Annotated in this window: 14 protein-coding genes; 10 read left to right on the forward strand and 4 right to left on the reverse strand. The window is 42.0% G+C overall.

Features of this window, described 5'->3' with window-relative positions; all coding sequences use genetic code 11:
- Positions 1–47: 47 nt before the first annotated feature.
- A complete protein-coding gene (locus HZA77_04680; protein ID MBI5374704.1) occupies positions 48–2,000 on the forward strand; it encodes a response regulator in 1,953 nt (650 codons plus the stop codon).
- Here the strand turns inward: HZA77_04680 and HZA77_04685 are convergent.
- The gene (locus HZA77_04685) at positions 1,981–3,123 is read right to left on the reverse strand and encodes a response regulator (GenBank protein MBI5374705.1); all 1,143 of its coding nucleotides are present in this window, start codon (positions 3,121–3,123) and stop codon (positions 1,981–1,983) included. The two genes, HZA77_04680 and HZA77_04685, sit on opposite strands and share 20 nt — an antisense overlap.
- A 34-nt stretch (positions 3,124–3,157) precedes the next feature.
- Positions 3,158–3,670, reverse strand: a complete 513-nt coding sequence (locus tag HZA77_04690) for a GHKL domain-containing protein (GenBank protein MBI5374706.1) — start codon at positions 3,668–3,670, stop codon at positions 3,158–3,160.
- Positions 3,671–5,028: 1,358 nt separating this feature from the next.
- Between HZA77_04690 and HZA77_04695 the strand changes: the two genes are divergently transcribed.
- The 9 genes from HZA77_04695 (at position 5,029) to HZA77_04735 (ending at position 16,302) form a co-directional block, all read left to right on the forward strand.
- Positions 5,029–5,568 (forward strand): 4Fe-4S dicluster domain-containing protein, encoded by a 540-nt coding sequence (locus tag HZA77_04695; GenBank protein ID MBI5374707.1) that lies wholly within the window; start codon positions 5,029–5,031, stop codon positions 5,566–5,568.
- Positions 5,565–6,449: a hypothetical protein gene (locus tag HZA77_04700; GenBank protein MBI5374708.1), complete on the forward strand. Its 885-nt coding sequence runs from the start codon at positions 5,565–5,567 to the stop codon at positions 6,447–6,449. The genes HZA77_04695 and HZA77_04700 overlap by 4 nt, the downstream gene beginning before the upstream one ends.
- 24 nt (positions 6,450–6,473) lie before the next feature.
- Positions 6,474–7,721, forward strand: coding sequence for a CoB--CoM heterodisulfide reductase iron-sulfur subunit A family protein (locus HZA77_04705; GenBank protein MBI5374709.1), 1,248 nt, complete (start codon positions 6,474–6,476; stop codon positions 7,719–7,721).
- A gap of 139 nt (positions 7,722–7,860) precedes the next feature.
- Positions 7,861–9,123, forward strand: a complete 1,263-nt coding sequence (locus HZA77_04710; GenBank protein MBI5374710.1) for an FAD-dependent oxidoreductase — start codon at positions 7,861–7,863, stop codon at positions 9,121–9,123.
- The gene (locus HZA77_04715; protein ID MBI5374711.1) at positions 9,120–9,545 is read left to right on the forward strand and encodes a hydrogenase iron-sulfur subunit; all 426 of its coding nucleotides are present in this window, start codon (positions 9,120–9,122) and stop codon (positions 9,543–9,545) included. The genes HZA77_04710 and HZA77_04715 overlap by 4 nt, the downstream gene beginning before the upstream one ends.
- Before the next feature lie 161 nt (positions 9,546–9,706).
- Entirely contained in the window at positions 9,707–14,179 is a 4,473-nt protein-coding gene (locus HZA77_04720; protein ID MBI5374712.1) for an FAD-dependent oxidoreductase, read from the forward strand.
- A 209-nt stretch (positions 14,180–14,388) separates the two neighbouring features.
- A complete protein-coding gene (locus HZA77_04725) occupies positions 14,389–14,868 on the forward strand; it encodes a hydrogenase iron-sulfur subunit (GenBank protein ID MBI5374713.1) in 480 nt (159 codons plus the stop codon).
- A complete protein-coding gene (locus HZA77_04730; protein ID MBI5374714.1) occupies positions 14,849–15,433 on the forward strand; it encodes a 4Fe-4S dicluster domain-containing protein in 585 nt (194 codons plus the stop codon). Before HZA77_04725 ends, HZA77_04730 begins: the two co-directional genes overlap by 20 nt.
- Entirely contained in the window at positions 15,430–16,302 is an 873-nt protein-coding gene (locus HZA77_04735) for a CoB--CoM heterodisulfide reductase iron-sulfur subunit B family protein (protein MBI5374715.1), read from the forward strand. The genes HZA77_04730 and HZA77_04735 overlap by 4 nt, the downstream gene beginning before the upstream one ends.
- Before the next feature lie 302 nt (positions 16,303–16,604).
- On the opposite strand, the gene HZA77_04740 is transcribed toward HZA77_04735, so the two are convergent.
- Both HZA77_04740 and HZA77_04745 read right to left on the reverse strand, forming a co-directional pair.
- Entirely contained in the window at positions 16,605–17,570 is a 966-nt protein-coding gene (locus HZA77_04740) for a restriction endonuclease (GenBank protein ID MBI5374716.1), read from the reverse strand.
- Positions 17,555–18,979 (reverse strand): site-specific DNA-methyltransferase, encoded by a 1,425-nt coding sequence (locus HZA77_04745; GenBank protein MBI5374717.1) that lies wholly within the window; start codon positions 18,977–18,979, stop codon positions 17,555–17,557. Before HZA77_04745 ends, HZA77_04740 begins: the two co-directional genes overlap by 16 nt.
- Between the last annotated feature and the right edge of the window lie 402 nt (positions 18,980–19,381).

A 19,381-nucleotide genomic window follows, 5' to 3' on the forward strand; every position in this document is an offset into this window, starting at 1 on the left:
AGAATCTTAAATATTCCAATCAGGATCTTTATGTAAAAGAAGAAAGCATGAATAAAATTGATGAGAATGTAATAAAGATTCTGATAATAGAAGATAATCCGGGAGATATCAGGCTTATAGTAGAGATGTTAAAGGAAGCAAATACTTTTCTCTTTGAGATAGAGTCAGCGGACAAGCTTTCGGCAGGGTTTCAACTTCTTGGGGAAAAAGAATTTGATATCGTGCTTCTCGACCTCGGTCTTCCAGACAGCCAGGGGATGAATACTGTCACAAAAACTGTAGAACAATTTCCCGCCATTCCTTTAATAGTCCTGACAGGACTTTTCAACGAGGCTTTGGGTTTAGAAGCAATCTCAAAAGGAGCACAGGACTACCTTGTAAAAGGCCATATTGAAAGCAAACTGCTTGCGCGTTGTATCCGTTATGCCATAGAGCGGAAACGTATAGAAGAATCACAGAAGAAAACAGAAGCATTTGTAAAGAACATATTTGAAAGCATGGGAGAAGGGCTTGCTGTCATAAATCATGATTTAAATATCCTTACTGCCAATAAGGCTTACGGCGAACAGCTTTATATTCCTGTAAAAGAGATTATAGGCAGACATTGTTATGAAGCAACGCATGGCAGGCATTCCCCCTGCTATGAAACCGGAGAAAAATGTGCGGCTATCTCTACCTTCAAAACCGGCATGGCTCATTCATCTATACACAAACATTTAAGAAGCGATGGGAGCAGCTTTGATGTTGAGACAAATACATATCCTGTAAAAGACGCATCGGGGAAAGTAATCTCAATCATTGAAAATGTAAAAGATATTTCAGAAAAAATTAAACTTGAAGATGAGCTAAGGCATTCACAGAAAATGGAAGCCATAGGACAGCTTTCCGGGGGAGTAGCTCATGACTTTAACAATATCCTTACTGCCATTATAGGATATGCGACCATATTGAACGCCAATATTAAAGATAATGATAAAATGAATTATTGCATCGAGCAGATATTGGCGTCATCCGAAAGAGCAACAAATTTGACCCAGAGCCTTCTTGCATTGAGCAGGAAACAGATTATGACCCCAAAAGTTATTAACCTTAATGATATAATCCAGAGAGTTCAAAAATTACTGTTAAGACTGATTGGCGAGAATATAGAGAATAAGTCATTTTTTAAAGATGAAGAGTTATTCATAATCGCTGATGAAGGACAATTAGAGCAGATATTGATCAACCTTGCAGTGAATGCAAAAGATGCCATGCCCAGAGGTGGATTGCTTACCATAAACACAGAAATGGTGAAGCTTGACAGAAAATTTATAAATATTCATGGATACGGCAGGATTGGAAGCTATGCCCTTCTATCGGTTTCTGATACAGGCATTGGAATGGATGAAGAAACAAAAAAGCGGATTTTTGAACCTTTTTTTACAACCAAAGAGGTTGGCAAAGGAACAGGCCTGGGGCTCTCAATAGTTTACGGAATAGTTAAACAGCATGACGGATATATAAATGTTTACAGCGAGCCCGGCAAAGGCACTACTTTCAAAATATACCTTCCATTGATCGAGGCAGAAAAAAAGGAAGAGCAGGAGATTCCTGTATCTGTTCCGCTTGAAGGAGGGAGCGAAGTAATACTTGTTGGTGAAGATGATCAAAGTGTAAGGAACATTGTCGTAAAGTTACTTGAAGAATTCGGATATAAGGTTATTGAAGCTCAAAATGGCAAAGATGCAGTAGAAAAATTTCTTGAGAATAAGGAAAGCATAAAACTTGTTCTTCTGGACGTAATAATGCCGCAGAAAAATGGTGTGGAGGCATGCGAAGAAATAAGAGAAGCAGGCTATTATCCTGAATGTATTTTTATGAGCGGGTATAGTTCAGACATAGTTAGGAAGGCAGGTCTCTTTGATGAAAACATGAGTTTTATTTCAAAGCCTATAAGACCGGATAATCTGTTGAGAACTGTGAGAAGAGCCCTTAACTGTGTTAAGCCCCAACAGACCTGATAGTAAAATAAAAAATAGAGCCTTTCCCCATCTCTGCTTCAACCCAGATCCTGCCGCCATGACGTTCTGCAATCTTTTTGCATATTGCAAGCCCTATCCCTGTGCCCGGATATTTGGATGTGCTGTGGAGGCGCTGAAATATCTCGAATATCCGGTCAACATCATCCGGTGCTATTCCTATGCCATTGTCGCTTACTGAGAATATCCACTCGTTCTCTTTCTGTTCAGCAGAGATGTGAATATGCGGGGAATTATCATTACAAAATTTAATGGCATTGCCAATGAGGTTCTGGAACAATTGAACAAGCTGGGCCTGGTCTGCTGTAATTGTCGGCAGGCAATCGTATGTTATCAAAGCTCCGCTTTTTTCAATTGTGACCTGAAGATTTGATATTGCCTGTTTGATAATGGATCCTGAATCCACGATTCTTAAATCTGACTCCTTTGAACCTATGCGTGCATAAGCGAGAAGATCGCTTATAAGTGTCTGCATTCTTGTTGTTCCGTCTATGACATATTTTATAAGTTCGTTTGCTTTATCATCGAGTTTTTCACCATGAGTGCGCTGTAAACGGCGTATGAAGCTTTCAATTACTATTACCGGTTCTTTCAGGTCATGGGCTGCGGCAAAAGCAAATCTTTCCAGTTCAGTATTTGAACGTGCAAGCTCGTTTGCCTTTTGTTCCAGTTCGTGTTTGGCAGAGTTTAATTCTTTAATAAGGTTTTCCTTTTCTTCTTCTATCTGTTTACGCCCTATGGCATGGCGTATACAGCGCGCAAGAATGCTGCAATTCAAATTCCCTTTTACAAGGTAGTCCTGCGCTCCCTTTGAGATGGATTCAACCCCTGCAGCTTCGTCAGATAATCCGGTAAGAACCACAACAGGAATCCTGGGGAATCTTTCTACAGCTCTTATAATAGTATTCGTCCCCTGGCTGTCGGGAAGGCCGAGGTCTAAAAGCACAATGTCGAATCTTTTTTTTTCAAGAAGTTTAAGACCTGCTGAAAGCCTGTCTGCTGTTTCCAGTTCAAATTGAAAAGCATTAGACTCCCGTAACATTTCCTGAATAAGCCTCACATCTCCGGCGTTGTCTTCTATAATAAGAATCTTTAGAGATGACATAATTTTAAGAGGGTAGTCATATTATATAGTGATTTTATTCTTTTTTATCAGGAATAGTAAAATAAAAAGTAGAACCTTTTCCCATCTCTGCTTCAACCCATATCCTGCCGCCGTGGCGGTCTACAATCTTTTTGCATATTGCAAGCCCTATCCCTGTGCCGGGGTATTTGGATGTGCTGTGGAGGCGCTGAAATATCTCAAATATCCGTTCAGTATCATCCGGTGCTATTCCTATCCCGTTATCGCTTACTGAGAATAACCACTCGTTCTCTTTCTGTTCGGATGAGATGTGAATATGCGGCGAGCTATCAGTGCAAAATTTAATGGCATTGCCAATGAGGTTCTGGAACAATTGAACAAACTGAACCTGGTCTACTGTAATTGTTGGTTGGCTATCGTGTGTTATTACAGCCCCGCTATTTTCAATGGAAATCTGAAGATTTGATATTGCATGTTTGATAATGGCTTCTGAGTCAACAGGTTTTAAGTCGGCTTCTTTTGAGCCTATCCGTGCATAAGCGAGAAGATCGCTTATAAGTGACTGCATCCTTGTTGTTCCATCGATGGCATAAATTAAGAGATCGTTGGCCTTGTCATCGAGTTTTCCGCCATAGATGCGCTGTAAACGGCGTATGAAGCTTTCAATTACGATTACCGGTTCTTTCAGGTCATGGGCTGCCGCAAAAGCAAATCTTTCAAGTTCTGTATTTGAACGGACAAGCTCATTTGCCTTCTGCTCCAGTTCCTCTTTTGTCTTGTTGAGCTTGTCAAGTGTATCCCTTAGCTGGAGGATGACTTTTTCACGTTCATCTTCTGCTTTTTTTCTTTCAATTGTTGCGCGGTCAATCTCTCCTCCTATGGACTGGGCAAGTCTTGTTACGATTATTCCTACTATAATAATTGACAATATTGCCAGTACAGACATTATAAGTGTAGGATTTGACATCTCCCTGGTGATAAAAAGATCAAGCATATCATGAAGCAAAATAACAATGACAGTGATTGGAAGAAATGTGCGCATCAGCCGGGCCCTTACACTTGAGCCGATGAGTAATTTTATGGGCCATAAATCAGGTCCCGCAGAGGTAATAAGTGCAATGCCAAGCAAGATAAAAGCAACAGAAGATGGAAAAGCTATGGGCTTTATTTTCCCGCCATATAAAAATGGTGTTTTGTAAAGATAACCAAGCATAGATACTGTTCCAACGGAAAAAATAAAAGTGGCAATACCGGAAGAAAGAGTTTTCCGGATAGATTTCTCAGCCGGCCATGTAATCATCAGCAGAAGTGAAATACTGGCAAGAAGAAAATTGACAGCAGAAATATAAGACATGTGCTTTAGAGGAACGGGACCTGGCTCTTCCGGAATACCGAGCATAATATGTTCAATATCAGATTTCCTGCCGGTTAAATATTCCATGAGAATTATTGTTACAAAAATTAAAACCACAAATGTAAAAGCTTTAGAAAATCTCCGCACTAAAAGGCTTTGAGGTTGGAGAGTATAAACAAACAATGCTGTGTTTATGATAAGAAAACATAAAGCTGAAGCATTAGACATGAGGATATGACCGCTGCTTATGTTATCAATGATGTTGATTTTAAGCAGTCTGGCAAATAATGAGAACACACTTAAGCATGAAGAAAATGCAATACTCCAGAATGTTATAGCTTTTAACTTTGCTTCTGTGCGGTTTATAATTTCCATGGTTTCAGTAATTTTATACATTTTTAATCAACTTCTGGCAAACGTGGTTATATTTCAATCATTATTTTGCGGCTCAGAACAACTGGTTAATCAAAATTCCATTAATTCATTAAGAAGTTAATGCTTGCATTTTTCCACTGATTTTATAGAAAAGCTGTAGTATTTAATTTTTCTAATACCATAAGCGGAGAGCCTCTATGGATATAAAGTTTGATGAGCTTGATCCGGGTTTTAAATATGAAGTGGCAAAAAGGCCCGGGGGTGACAAGATAAAATACTGTTATTCCTGCGGCACATGCACCGCAAGCTGTCCGGTTCGTAAAATAGACGAGAGATTCAATCCGAGACAGATAATAAGGATGGCGCTTCTCGGGATGAAAGAGAAGGTTTACAAAAGCGAATTCATATGGCTTTGCACTGCCTGCTACAGCTGTCAGGAGAAATGTCCGCAGGATGTTAAGATCACTGATTTAATGACGGTGTTTAAAAACCTTGCCACTGAGGCAGGTTATGTTCATCCGTCTTATCTTCAGATCGGGGATTTCATAAAATCAAGCGGAAGGGTATATGTGCTTGAAGATTTTGACAATAAAAAAAGGGAAAAGGCAGGATTGCCCGCACTTCCCCTAAAGATTGACGAGGTTGAGAAAGTTTTTGAGATTACCGGGTTCAGCAAGTTGATACCGGCAAAACAGGAAGCCGCGCCGGAAGAGGTTAAAACAGGAGATACACAGTGAAGGCAGCGCTATTTCTTGGATGTACGATCCCTGCAAGGGTAAGGCAGTATGAAATCTCAACGCGCCGCGTTGCACGCGAGCTGGGCATTGAATTTGTAGATATACCGGAATTCTCATGCTGCGGATTTCCGCTCAAGGCTGCAAGCTTTGATACGGCAATGCTCCTTGCAGCAAGGAATCTAAGCCTTGTCGAAGAAAAAGGGCTTACCAATATTTGTTCAATATGCAGCGCCTGTACTGAGAACCTCACCGAATTTTCAAAGGAGCTAAACCACGACGAGGAGCTTAGAAACCGGGTCAATGAAAAGTTAAAACCGATAGGCAGGTCATATAAAGGAACAGTTACAGTAAAGCATATAGGCAGGATTTTGAAGGAAGACATTGGCGTAGAGAAGATAAAGGGAACAGTTGTTAAGAGTTTAAACAACCTCAAGGTTACGGCGCATTTCGGGTGCCATTATGTGAGGCCTTCTGCGATATACGGGAAATTTGATGACCCTGAGCTTCCAACATCTTTAAAGGATTTGATCAGGGCAACAGGAGCGGAGTATGTCGAGCACAGCAATGAGATGCAGTGCTGCGGCGGAGGTATTCTTGCCGTGGCAGAGAAGGTCTCCATCGCTATGTCGAAAGACAAGCTTGACCGCATGAAAAAGGCAGGGGCAGAGGTAATATGCCTTATATGTCCATTCTGCGGTGTCATGTATGACGCCAATCAGCGCTCCATCGAAGAGCAGTACCAGACGGAGTACAAAATCCCTGTGCTCTTCTATCCTCAGCTTCTCGGTCTTGCCATGGGTATTCCTTCAAAAGAGCTTGGGCTTAACCTCAATGTTGTTAAGACCAAGGATCTTCTCGAGAGATTAGGCGCAGACGCTTAAAGGCAGGAAGGGGAAAATCCATTCGTGAAATCTTTTGTAGCCATAATAGGCGGAGGGATTGCAGGCATTTCTGCAGCAAATGAGTTGTCGCGTGAAAAGGTCCCTTTTGCACTTATTGAAAAGGAATTCTATGCAGGAGGGAAAAGCTCGCTCCTTTGCTGCAAAGCCTCCGAGAAATGCAACCGCTGCTCTGCCTGTGTCGCAGACCACAGGATAAAGGATTTTTTTTCAGGGAGAGAATCTCCTCTTCATGTAGGTTCATATTTAACCGGCATTGAAAAGGATGAAAAAGGTTTCAATATAAATTTTAAAAAATCTGCTCGAAGCGTAATAGAAGAAAAATGCACTTCCTGCGGGAAATGCGAAGAGGCTTGTCCGGTTGCCGGGAAAGCCATCAAATTGCCGCCTCCTGGAACATTTCCAAAGACAGCTTACATAGATAAATCTCTCTGCCTTCGCTCCAAAGGGGAAAATTGTGAGATTTGCGCAAAGGTCTGTCCTGAGAATGCTGTTGATTACAGTCAAAACCCTGTTAATGAGAAAATTTACGCCTCATCTGTTATTCTTGCCGTAGGATTTGAGCATTTTAATCCGCGCGATAAATCATCATTCCACTATGGCATTTTTAAAAATGTAATAAGCGGGCAGGAGCTTGAAGAGGCTTTAAGGATAAAGGGGAAAGTGGTCAGACCCTCTGACGGCAAAGTCCCTTCTTCGATTGCCTATATACAGTGTGCCGGAAGCCGGGACCCTAAGAATACAAATCCTTACTGCTCTCAGGTCTGCTGCCTTTATGCTATGCGGACTGCATTACATATAAAAGAAGAATCTCCGGACACGAAGATAAAGATTTTCTATATGGATATCCAGAGCGACTGCAAGAAAGAAATGGAGTTTTACAATGATTGCCTCGCAAGGATAGAAATGGAAAGGTCAATGCCGGGAAACATCGAAGAGCTGGATAGCGGAGGCATACTCGTTACATACGAGTCAATAGAAAAGGGCAAAAACATCGCCGAAGAATTTGACATGGTGGTTCTTTCAACAGGAATTGCGGCGACACCGGCGAATAAAATGGTAACTCAAATGTTCGGACTTAAAACTGACAGCTCTGGCTTTATCGAGTCCGGCGATGAGAGCGAGAGAACCAAAACCAAAGACCGCAGGATATTTATTGCAGGATGCTGCCAGTCGCCAAAAAACATAAGCTCAAGCATGGCGCAGGGGGTAGCTGCTGCAAGGAATGCAATAGAGATAGGGTATGGGGAATAATTAAGGTCTGGCAGTCCTGCTCTGGCACTAAACAGCAGGTGCCTTCCGCAGGAACTACCAGACCTTAAAAAAAATGTTAAACAGGTGCAATGCTTCTCTTTCCCCTTTTCATAAAGGGGGATAGAGGGGGATTATTTAATTGAAAAATATGAAAACTGAGAAGACAGATGTTTTGATTGTGGGAGGGGGGCTTGCGGGGATGTCATGCGCAATCAAGCTTTCACGCGCAGGGCTTAGCGTCACTATTATCGAAAAACAGGACAGGCTTGGCGGCAAGCTGAATGAGATAACCTCTTTTTATAATTCAGAGATTAAACCTCAAGAACTATTAAAGGGAAAAATATTACCCCTCCAATCTTCAGATAAGACAGAGGTTCTTTTAAATACAACCTTGTCACAGTTAAGCGGAGAGCCTGGGAATTTTATGGTTCTTTTAAATTCTTCTGATGAAAGCAAGGAAGTGAATTGCGGCGCAGTAATCATTTCAACGGGTGCAGAGCTTGGAATATCTGATAGAGAAAAAGCGAATCTTCCGGCAGATGAAAGAATAGTGAGTCTTTCAGGCTTTGAAAAAGAACGTAAAAAATATTTGGAGTCTGTTAAGAATGGTAATAAAGCCATACTCTTTTTAGGAAGCTACTCAGGCTCATATCTTCCTGTGCTTTCAGCCTCCATGTTTTACAATGCTTCAATCGCCTTAGAGGCTCTTAATGTTCCTGTTATACTTGCAATTCCCAATGCAGAGGTTGCAAGAGAAGGGGTTGAAGAACTTTATAGAGATGCCCGCGAAAAAGGAGTAGTCCTCTTTAAAACCACATCTAAGATGCCGCAGATTACAAAAGAGGCGGGCAATATTATTGCTTATATAGATGACCCCTATCTTAAAGAGGGTGATGCTGATTCTCCAAGAGTGATTGTTGAATGCGGACTTATAGTTTTAGAGGATTCAGTCCTTCCTTCAGCAGAGATTTGTGAATTATCTCAAACGCTCAGAATAAAAACGCACAGCCACGGAAGCTTACAACCTGACAATCCGAATCTTTCAACCGTTGACACAAACAGGTGCGGTATTTTTATTTGCGGCTCCTGCAGGCAGGTCTCTGAAATACAGGAAGTGGAAAGGGATGCAGGAAACGCAGTCGCCGAAGTACTCCGTCTTTTAAAGGGAGAATTGAGGTATTCTGAAGAAAAGATAAAAGTTGATAAAGGGAAGTGTACGCTTTGTCTTACATGCTACAGGGTTTGTCCCCACAGCGCCATAACATGGTCGCGGGCAGCGGAGATATCGCAGTCAACATGTATGGCATGCGGGACTTGCACGAGCGAATGTCCCAACAGGGCTATAACGCTTTCCGGTTACAGCGACGAGGATTTGTACGATGCGATTGAGAGGGTTTTATGAGCAGCACAGGAGCTGAAAAACAGGCAGATGTCCGCAGCATTGTGGCTTTCTGCTGCAATCACTCAGGCTTTGAGGCTTATGAGTCTGCATGCAGGGAATTGAAATTCAGCGATGATTTTTTAAAGATTGTAAAAGTTCCTTGTTCAGGCAAAGTTGATATCCAGCACATTCTGCGTGTATTTGAAAAGGGAGCAGCGGCTGTCATGGTTTTTGCCTGTTACAGGGACAATTGCAAATACATACATGGCAATGTGCGTGCTGAAAAAAGAATGGAAGATGTGAAACTGCTGCTTGGCGAGATTGGGATAGACGCTGAGAGGGTTGCTTTTTGCAATGTGGCATCTAATACACCTCACAGGGTAACCCAGGCTGTAATAAAAATGAGGGAAACCATCAACAGACTTGGTCCATTAACGGTGTAAATATTTAACATGCTGTTAATATGTGTAGGTCAGGCTTGGCTGTTCCTGCTCTGGCACTAAACAGCAGGTGCCTGCCGCAGGAACAGCCAAGCCTTGCAATGACTACACTTTGTCTTTGCGAGCGAAGCGAAGCAATCTCATAATTATATAGATAAAAAGTTATGGAAAAGAAAAATAGTGACAACAAAATCGGCTCAGTGCTCGTAGTCGGAGGAGGAGTCGGAGGTATGCAAGCTGCGATAGACCTTGCTGATTCAGGCTATAAGGTCTATCTTGCCGAGCAGACGCCTTTTATTGGCGGCAAGATGGCTCAGCTTGACAAGACCTTCCCCACCAATGACTGCGCCCTGTGCACCATTTCTCCAAGGCTTGTGGGAGTGAGCCGTCATCTTAATATTGATATTGTTGCCGGCGCAGACATTGTCCGCGTTGATGGCAAAGCGGGAAATTTCAAGGCAATTGTCCGGCAGCAGGAGCGGCTGGTAGACCTTGCGAAATGCACTGCCTGCGGAGACTGTAAAAAAGTCTGTCCGGTAGAGATTGACAGCGAATTCGATTTAGGGCTTTCCAAAAGGACGGCTGTTTATAAAAGCTATTCGCAGGCTGTCCCCAATGCATGGGCAATAGATAAGCGCGGGCTTTCAGCATGCAAGATAACATGCCCGGCAGGAATAAGCGTGCAGGGTTACATTGCCTTGATCGCCAAAGGGAAGTACCGCGAAGCTTATGACCTTATAATGAAGAACAATCCCCTTCCCGGAGTTTGCGGGAGGATGTGCCACCACCCATGCGAGACAGAGTGCAGAAGGCGCGACGTTGACGATCCAATTTCAATCAGGAACCTGCGCCGCTTCCTTGCTGATAAAATATACGGCGATCCTGAGTCTCATGCGCCGGAAAAAATTGAACCCCAGAATCCGGAAAAAATCGCCATAGTCGGAGCAGGGCCCTCCGGGCTCTCATGCGCCTATTACCTTGCAAGGGCAGGCTACACGGTGGAGATATTCGAGCAGCTTCCTGTGAAAGGCGGTATGCTCGCAGTCGGCATACCTGAGTACAGAGTTCCAGCGGACTCGCTTTCAAAGGAGATCTCAAACATCGAAGCCCTTGGTGTAAAAATCCATCTTAATACAAAGATAGGCAAAGACATAAAACTTGCTGATATAAAAAAGCAGTTCAATGCTGTTTATGTGGCAACAGGAGCCCATCTTGCGAACCGCCTTAACATACCTGGCATAGATACGCAGGGCGTGCTCGATGGCGTGGAATTTTTAAGAAACGTGAGCCTTAAGGAAAAAGTTACACTCGGTAAAAAAGGGATTGTGATCGGAGGCGGAAATGTCGCCATGGACGTAGCCCGTACAGCTCTCAGGATGGGACTTGAAGTAGAGGTTATGTGTCTTGAATCCGACACAGAGATGCCATGCCATCCATGGGAAAGGGATGAGGCGATTGAAGAAGGTGTTAAAGTAAACTGCTCGGTTGGTCCCAAAGAAGTAATCGTAAAGAATGGGAGAGTGGCAGGTATAAAGACAATAAAAGTCAAATCGGTTTTTGATGAGAGCGGGGAATTTAATCCTAAATTTATTGACGGCGCTGAAGGCGCTATCGAGGGCGACACTGTCTTCGTTGCCATAGGACAAAGACCGGATATAAGTATATTTGAAGGAGACGGACTTAATGTAAGCATAGGAGAAGGAAACAGGATAACTGTTAGCTCGTCCCTTCTTTTAACAACAGCAGAAGGAATCTATGCAGGAGGCGATGCAGTGCGTGGCCCTGCATCTGCGATCGAAGCCATTGCCGACGGCAGGCGCGCCGCTTTTGTAATAGATGCAAAGCTAAGAGGAAAGCCTGTTCCGGAAGATGTAAGGCCAGAGCCGATAGAGCCTGAGATAAAAGGGAAAAAAATAAAAAAAGAATGGCGCGAGATGCCGCAAATTGTGGAAGCAAGCGAGAGAAAGAAAGATTTCAGGGAAGTAGAAAAGGCATTCACAGAGGAGCAGGCAGTACGGGAGGCGTTAAGATGCCTTAACTGTTCAATATGCTCTGACTGCCGTCTATGCGAAGAAGCCTGCCTTCCTAAAGCCATAAGCCATGACAGACCATTTGAGACAGTACGGGAACTTGACGTGGGTTCAATAATACTGGCACCGGGCTTTGATTATTTTGATGTTAATTTAAAAGAAGAATTCGGGCACAGGCGTTATAAGAATGTGCTTTCAAGCCTGGAGTTTGAGAGGATTTTAAGCGCAAGCGGCCCATTCATGGGAGAGATAAAAAGACTTTCCGACGGGAAGCATCCAAAGCGCATCGCATGGATACAGTGCGTTGGCTCAAGAGAAGAGGAGCGCGATTACTGCTCATCGGTCTGCTGTATGTATGCCACCAAGCAGGCAAGATTAGTAAAGGAACATCTCCCCGAGTCTGAATGCACGATATTTTACATAGACCTTCGCGCCTTCGGAAAGGGATTTGACGATTACTGCACACGCGCAGAAGCGCTTGGCGTAAAGTATGTAAGATGCAGACCATCGGCAGTAAAAGAAGACCCTTCCACAAATGACCTTATGGTAAAATATTTTTCTGAAAGCGGTGAAATGTTAAGCGAAGAGTTTGACATGGTAATCCTCTCAAGCGGTCTTGCCGCAGACGATTATCATAAAGAGCTTTCAGAATCGCTTGGCGTAAAACTTAACAGGTTCGGTTTCTGTGAAACTGAAAAATGGACGCCTCTTAATACTAATGTTGACGGCATATTTGCATGCGGAGCTTTCACAGAGCCGCGCGATATCCCGGAGGCAGTGACACAGGCGAGCGGCGCCGCATCCCTTGCCATAGAGATGCTTTCCGGTGTGCGAAACACCTGTACAAAAAAGAAAGAATATCCTCCTGAAAAAGATGTAATGAAAGAGCCTGTGCGCGTCGGAGTTTTTGTCTGCCGGTGCGGAACAAACATCGGAGGCGTAATAGACGTTCCCTCTGTTGTAGATTATGTGAAAGATATGCCAGATGTTGCCTACGTTGAAGAGAACATGTATACCTGCGCCGCCGACAGCCTTGAGAAAATAAAAAGTAAGATTGCCGAGCACAACCTAAACAGAGTAGTTGTAACATCATGCACCCCGCGCACTCATGAGCCGCTTTTCCAGGAGGCATTGCGAGAGGCAGGGTTAAATCCATATCTATTTGAAATGGCAAATATCAGAGACCAATGCGCATGGGTACACGGAAACACTCCGGACAGTGCGCTTAAAAAAGCCGAGGCTCTTGCCCAGATGGCTGTAATGCGGGCAAGGAAATTAAAACCCCTCTTCAAGCAGGATCTTGACATAAGCCGCGACGTTCTTGTCATTGGAGGAGGCTTGTCGGGATTAACTTCAAGCCTTAATCTTGCAAGGCAGGGATTTAAGGTATTCCTTGTTGAAAAGGAAAAGGAGCTTGGCGGGAATTTAAAGAATGTAAAATTTTCAATTGAAGGGAATGACCCGCAAGCTCTTTTAACAGGACTTCTAGATGAGATTAAAAAAGAGCCAAAGATCGAAGTTTTCACGGAGAGCATGGTTGAGGAAGTAAAAGGCTTCATGGGAAACTTTGATGTGAAAGTGAGCCAGAGAGGAAACGGCGGGATACAGCCTTTTAAATGCGGCACAGTAATAGTTGCAACAGGGGGAGTTGAGTATAAAGGCGATGAGTTCCTTTATGGCAAATGCGATAATGTGAAAACACAGCTTGAGCTTGAGGAGATACTTAAAGACAAACCCCATATTATAAAAAGCATGAAAAGCATTGCCATGATTCAATGCGTCGGATCCCGCAATGAGAAACGACCTTATTGTTCGCGGGTTTGCTGTACAGAGGCTGTAAAAAATGCCTTAAAGATAAAAGAGATTTCACCTCAAACTGATGTAACTGTTTATTACAGGGACATACGAACTTTCGGTTTCAAGGAAAGTTTTTATACAGAGGCGAGAAAGAAGGGGATAAGATTCATAAGATTTGACAAAGATGAACCCCCTGTTGTGGAAGAAAAAAATGGCAAAATCAGAATTTCCTCAACTGACAAAGTGTTAAACCAGACTGTTGAAGGGAATTTAGACATGCTGGTCTTAAGCATGGCAGTAATAGCACGGGAAGAAAATCAGCTTGTTGCGCAGGCATTGAAGCTTCCGCTCACATCGGACGGATTTTTCCTTGAAGCGCATATGAAATTGCGCCCTGTTGATTTTGCATCGGAAGGGATATTCCTTTGCGGCATAGCTCATTATCCAAAATTCATGGAGGAAAGTATTGCGCAGGCACTTGCCGCGGCTGGGCGGGCCAACACTATTATCTCGCAGGACAAGCTCCATGTCGGAGGAGCCATTGCTGTGGTTGATGAGAAACTTTGCGCATCATGCCTTACATGCGTGAGGACATGCCCTTACAATGTGCCGCGCATCTTAGACAGGGTTGCCCATATAGAGGTGGCACAATGCCAGGGATGCGGGACATGCGCGTCCGAGTGCCCCAACAAGGCGATACAGCTTTTACATTACACAGATGAACAGGTACTTGCAAAATGTGAGGCGTTTGAACTAAAAGATAAAGAGAAAGAAGTAAAAATTGGAACACTGGGAAACATTAAATCTTAAAGGCTTGGCAGCCCCGCTTAGGCTTAAAACTTCATGCGCCTGCCGCGGAGCAGCCAAGCCATCAGATATAAAGTGCAATGCTTAATCTTGATTAAGAGATAAAAGAGACAGAAAAAAAATTAACCTCCGGTCATTACGAGGCTTGTCCGTAGTGAAGCGAAGGAACAAGCAGAAGTAATCTCTGGAATAATTATTTAAATAAAGCGAAGATGGAAGAGAAAAAGGAAACAGAAAAAATTAGTACTGAAGGGTATGAGCCGGAGGTGATTGCCTTTTGCTGTTATTATTGTGCTTTTGCGGCGGCAGATATGGCAGGCTCACTGAGGTTAAACTATCCGGCCAATGTCAAAATAATAAGAATACCCTGTACAGGGAAACTTGATGTGATATATATTTTGAAGGCCTTCGAGAACGGCGCAGATGCCGTGTTCGTTGCAGGCTGCCTTGAGGGGAACTGCCATTATCTTGAAGGCAATATCCGGGCAAAAAAACGGGTTATGAGCCTAAAAAAAATGCTTGAGGAGATTGGCATCGAGCCTGAACGTCTTGAAATGTTCAACATGTCATCTTCCATGGGTTTTGCTTTTGCCGAGGCTGCAAAGGAGATGACCGAGCGTGCAAGAAAGCTTGGAAGAAATCCTGTATTTGTCAAAAAAGATGGAGATAGCAGTGAAAAAAATATCGCTTGATGAAAGCTCAAAGGGATTTACCGGGCTAATAGAGAAAATAAGCGATCAGAATGTGAACGTCTGTTATCAGTGTCTTAAATGCACGGCAGGCTGCCCGATGGTAGAGGAGATGGATTACACTCCGGCGCAGATAGTCCATGCCATAAGGCTTGGAGTTGAAGACATGGTGATAAAGAGCAATACTATCTGGATATGCGTTTCCTGCGAGACCTGCTCCACAAGGTGCCCGCAGGGGCTTGATATAGCACACCTTATGGATGCGGCAAGGAACATTGCTTTCAGACGAGGCATAAAACCTCCTGAAAGCTCTGGTGCCATAAAGGATTTCTACAAAGTTGCTCTCGGGAACATAAGGACTTATGGCAGGATGTATGAGCTAGGAATGATAATGTCTTACAAGATGAAAACCGGGGATTATTTAAAGGACATGAAGCTTGGAATGAAGATGGGAATGAAGGGTAAACTCAAGATACTTCCTGTTAAAACAAAGGGTGCAAAGGAGATTGACCGTATATTTGCCAGCGTTGAAAAACTCGAAAAACTTGAGAACGAGGGGAAGCCATGAGTTACGCCTATTATCCCGGCTGCTCGCTCCATTCAACGGGTTCTGAGTATGACATCTCCATAAAATATATCTTTAACTCCCTTGGCATCTCTTTTGAAGAGATAAAAGACTGGAACTGCTGCGGCACAACGCCTGCGCACTGCACATCGAAATATCTGTCTATCGCACTCCCTGTAAGGAATTTAAAGCTTGTCGAGGACTCAGGCAAAAGCAAGGTTGCTGTCCCCTGCGCTTCATGCTTTTCAAGGTTAAAGCGGGCAAAGTTCGAGATATCAAAAGATGAAGATTTAAAGAAAAAAGTTGATGGCATACTTCAAACTACATATGGGAATACAGTTACCATTATCCATCCCCTTGATATAATAAAAAACGAGATTGGACTTAAAAGCGTGCGTGAAAAAATGAAAAGGTCCCTCTCAGGGTTAAAAGTTGCCTGCTATTATGGCTGCCTTATGACAAGGCCGCCTGATGTCACTGAGTTCGACGAATGCGAGTATCCTGTTATCATGGATGAGATACTTACAGAACTTGGGGCAGATGTGAAAGACTGGTCATATAAGACCGATTGCTGCGGAGCAAGCTTTTCCATATCAAGGACTGAGTCATCTATTAAATTAATGGAAAAAGTCATCCGCAATGCCGTTGAATGCGGAGCCGAGTGTATTGCCGTTGCCTGCCCGCTCTGCCATGCAAACCTTGACACAAGGCAGGAAGATATAAACGCAAAATACAGCAAGAATTTCAATGTGCCTGTTTTCTATTTCTCAGAGCTTATGGCTCTCGCCTTCGGCGCTAAGGGAGGCGAGCTGGGTTTGAAGAAACATATCACAGATCCATCAGTATTACTTTCCAGATATAAACTCGCCTGAAACCTTATTAGATTTTGAATTACTAAATAAATTTTCTACAAATTTTTTGTATCATCTTTGCTTTTTACTCTGTTAGTCTTTTTTCATTTTGCCATCCCCTCGAAAAAGGGAAACCAGAAATCATTTTTATTCTCATTATAGAGGATATACAAAATACAGAAGGAATTTAAATGTTTCTGTTTTCTATTTCTCAAAACTTAGGGTATTTTCTTTCATGCGCAAGGCAATGAACTTGGATTGAAGAAATGTTTAAAAAGTTTTGTCTAAATAGATGAGTCAGTTTTAAACTTGGAGAAGCATCATTACAGATTGATGAGCCATTCACATATTGTAGCCAACTGATCGTCATTGGTTAGATTTGCGGCGTTATTTATTGTCCCATTTTGAAGTTGTTTATATATTTCTGATGCCATGCTATTTTCAATCGCAGCACCAATAAAGAACAGTTGAGGTTCTAACTTCATTTTTTTAAAACTATTTCTTATTCTTTCGATGGCTGAATTTGCAGTTTTCCAATGTTCGTCTGCTCCTGCCGGATCGATACCACCTTTCAATTCACCCAAAGCAATGTATTTTTCGTTGTTATGTATTATGGATTGTTTGCCGCGTTTCAAATCATCGATGGTTCCATGTAGAATTGAAAGATCAACATTCTTTTTGACGACTGGGATGGTGATATTCATTATTAAGAGGCGTTGTTTATTGCCTTTTGACCAAGATAGACCCTTGATTCGTTTTTCAATACCAGTATCATCCTTAGGTTTTGTAAGCCAAGACTTTGTATCCGAATCATTCCATTGGTAGTCTATGCCTGATAGGTTAAAAACCGACAGCAATGTCCGTAAAAATTTTCTTTCTCCTAACACGCCTGCCAGATTTCTTGCTTTTCCACCTAAGGCGTCGCCCTTTGTTAGAAGATAACGATAAACAAGTTCATCAATAAAATTCTCTCCGGCAGGTTCAAGAAATTTTTCAATAAGTCCTTTTATTGCGAGGAGCTTATCTTTTTCCGTTAAGTAATTTAGAGATTTTTCGGAGAGCCCTGATGCAGTAAGCAAGCCAACTCTCAAGTCTTCAACTAGTAGCAGCTCTTTTGGTTTCTTAATCCTATTTGCTATTGCCTTAAGAGCCTTGGCTTCTTCGACATAAGGAACAGCAAGATAGTTTTTTTCCAACGCAAGCGCAATGAACCCAGCTCTAGTTTTTTCTCTTGGAGTTACCAAGTCTGCTACATTTTTAATGTGTGTAAGATTTATTTTTTTTGCCATAGATACACACATTTACGGATTTCAGTTCGACCATAGTTCCCCATCTGTTGGCTGCTGTTTCCCTTACCTTTAGGCAAAACAAAGATTTTGTTGATTTTGAAGCCGAAATCTTCCGCAAATTCAGAAAGAATTAAATCAACTGGTATCTCTTCACCTCCGTAACGAACATTATCATTAATCATAACACAATAACCGTTTCTTTTTATGACCCTTGCCATTTCATAAATAACAAAACATAATTCCAAGAAATAGTTTTTTATCATTCTAGGAATGTTGTTATTGTTGAGTTTTTTTAATTTATTCAATATATCCAGAACTGAATTTACCTCACGCATTGCGGCTGATCTGCAGTAAACGTCAAGTACCTTTTCAAAGGTTCTTGTTTTACCTATAGATGCATAAAACTGATTTAAGTGATCAATCTTTTCCTTGTTTTCTACGGTGCAGGAAAGCATTGATTGGCGCAAATCACGTACCTGATCATTGTCAAAGCCAAGATAAACCAGTTCTAAAGCATAGGTTCTTGTGTAATCATACCTATTGCAGTAAGGAGGAGAAGTAATAACAAAATCGAAAAAATTATCTTCAAGCGCTGGTAACTTTTCAAGACAAGAGCCTTCGGTAATAGTCACCGGATATTTTTCTGCTATGTTGTTTTCAAACTGCTCAAATAATTGGCCAGGTTTGTGAGACGAAAGATCATGAACAATATCGCGGAGTTTATGTTTAACAGCTTCTTGAAAAGTTAGGATTCTTCCTTTGTCAAATGGCTTTCCTGCAAGTTGTCTTTTAGAACGATAATCCCAGCGCAAATACTGTCCGTCTTTTCTTGTATAACTGATTTCTTCCAATACGGCAAAAGCTGCAAAACGTAATATAATTTGCACTTGATCATTCTTAAACTTTGAACAATAGCTTAAATACTTATTTAAATAAGTTTCTGTTTCTTCTGGGAAAGCGTTTTTCGTAATTGAAATATGGTTTATCCGGTAGTCAAAATCATGGATTCTTTCAAGATCTGTCCAAATATCTTTTACAGTAGATTTCAACATGTTTGTGTCAATCTCATTAAGTGCTTGACGTGTCTTTATAGCGAAAGTACCAACCGGTAAAAGTTCTATTCCATATGATTGCCATCCAAGTTCTTGCCCTGCAAAAAGAGTTGTTCCAGCTCCTGCAAAGGGATCTAAAACTCTTCCAGTCTTTGGTGCGTATTTGGTCAAGAAATATTTTACAAGACTGGAAGAAAACCCTTCTTTGTATTTAAACCAGCGGTATATTGATTCTTCTTTATTTGCCTGAAAACTTACGACTCTACGACTTAAATTGTAGGCAATCTCCAATTTCTCTTCAAATTGGTGATAAAGTTTTTGTCGTTCGGTAGGGAAAAGTTCTGACGCTTGTTCCATGTTAATAGTTTAGCATTTTGTTATTATATGTCTCATGAATTATAGGCGGTTTTAATTTCTTGTAATTCATGTTTTGCATTTACCATTTATTATTACATTACAAATTAACAATATAGTGGATTTTCTCTATGGTCAATTAATAAAAAAGTAGCTTCTGATAGTAAAGAAATTTTTCGAAGCACACGCTTTCATATAATCATCCCCTATTTTTATTCTGTTACTCCTTCGAACAGGGAGATCCAGAAATAATTACTAAAACTGGATTTCACATCTTGTGCGGAATGACAGCCATTCTATGGTTGGATTGTTACCTTCTTTAAGTCAATTGGCTTGACCAACTATCTTCCGGAAGTGTATAACTCGCACAAGCAATATAAAAAAGAACATTGGGTGGATGCTTCG

It is taken from the genome of Candidatus Schekmanbacteria bacterium, assembly GCA_016219965.1.
Lineage (GTDB): Bacteria > Schekmanbacteria > GWA2-38-11 > GWA2-38-11 > J061 > JACRJM01.

Bases quoted from the DNA above. Each gene is read 5' to 3' on its own strand.
- HZA77_04680 (MBI5374704.1), top strand. From the start codon at position 48: ATGAATAAAATTGATGAGAATGTAATAAAGATTCTGATAATAGAAGAT.
- HZA77_04685 (MBI5374705.1), bottom strand. From the start codon at position 3,123: ATGTCATCTCTAAAGATTCTTATTATAGAAGACAACGCCGGAGATGTG.
- HZA77_04690 (MBI5374706.1), bottom strand. From the start codon at position 3,670: ATGCAGTCACTTATAAGCGATCTTCTCGCTTATGCACGGATAGGCTCA.
- HZA77_04695 (MBI5374707.1), top strand. From the start codon at position 5,029: ATGGATATAAAGTTTGATGAGCTTGATCCGGGTTTTAAATATGAAGTG.
- HZA77_04715 (MBI5374711.1), top strand. From the start codon at position 9,120: ATGAGCAGCACAGGAGCTGAAAAACAGGCAGATGTCCGCAGCATTGTG.
- HZA77_04720 (MBI5374712.1), top strand. From the start codon at position 9,707: ATGGAAAAGAAAAATAGTGACAACAAAATCGGCTCAGTGCTCGTAGTC.
- HZA77_04725 (MBI5374713.1), top strand. From the start codon at position 14,389: ATGGAAGAGAAAAAGGAAACAGAAAAAATTAGTACTGAAGGGTATGAG.
- HZA77_04735 (MBI5374715.1), top strand. From the start codon at position 15,430: ATGAGTTACGCCTATTATCCCGGCTGCTCGCTCCATTCAACGGGTTCT.
- HZA77_04740 (MBI5374716.1), bottom strand. From the start codon at position 17,570: ATGGCAAAAAAAATAAATCTTACACACATTAAAAATGTAGCAGACTTG.
- HZA77_04745 (MBI5374717.1), bottom strand. From the start codon at position 18,979: ATGGAACAAGCGTCAGAACTTTTCCCTACCGAACGACAAAAACTTTAT.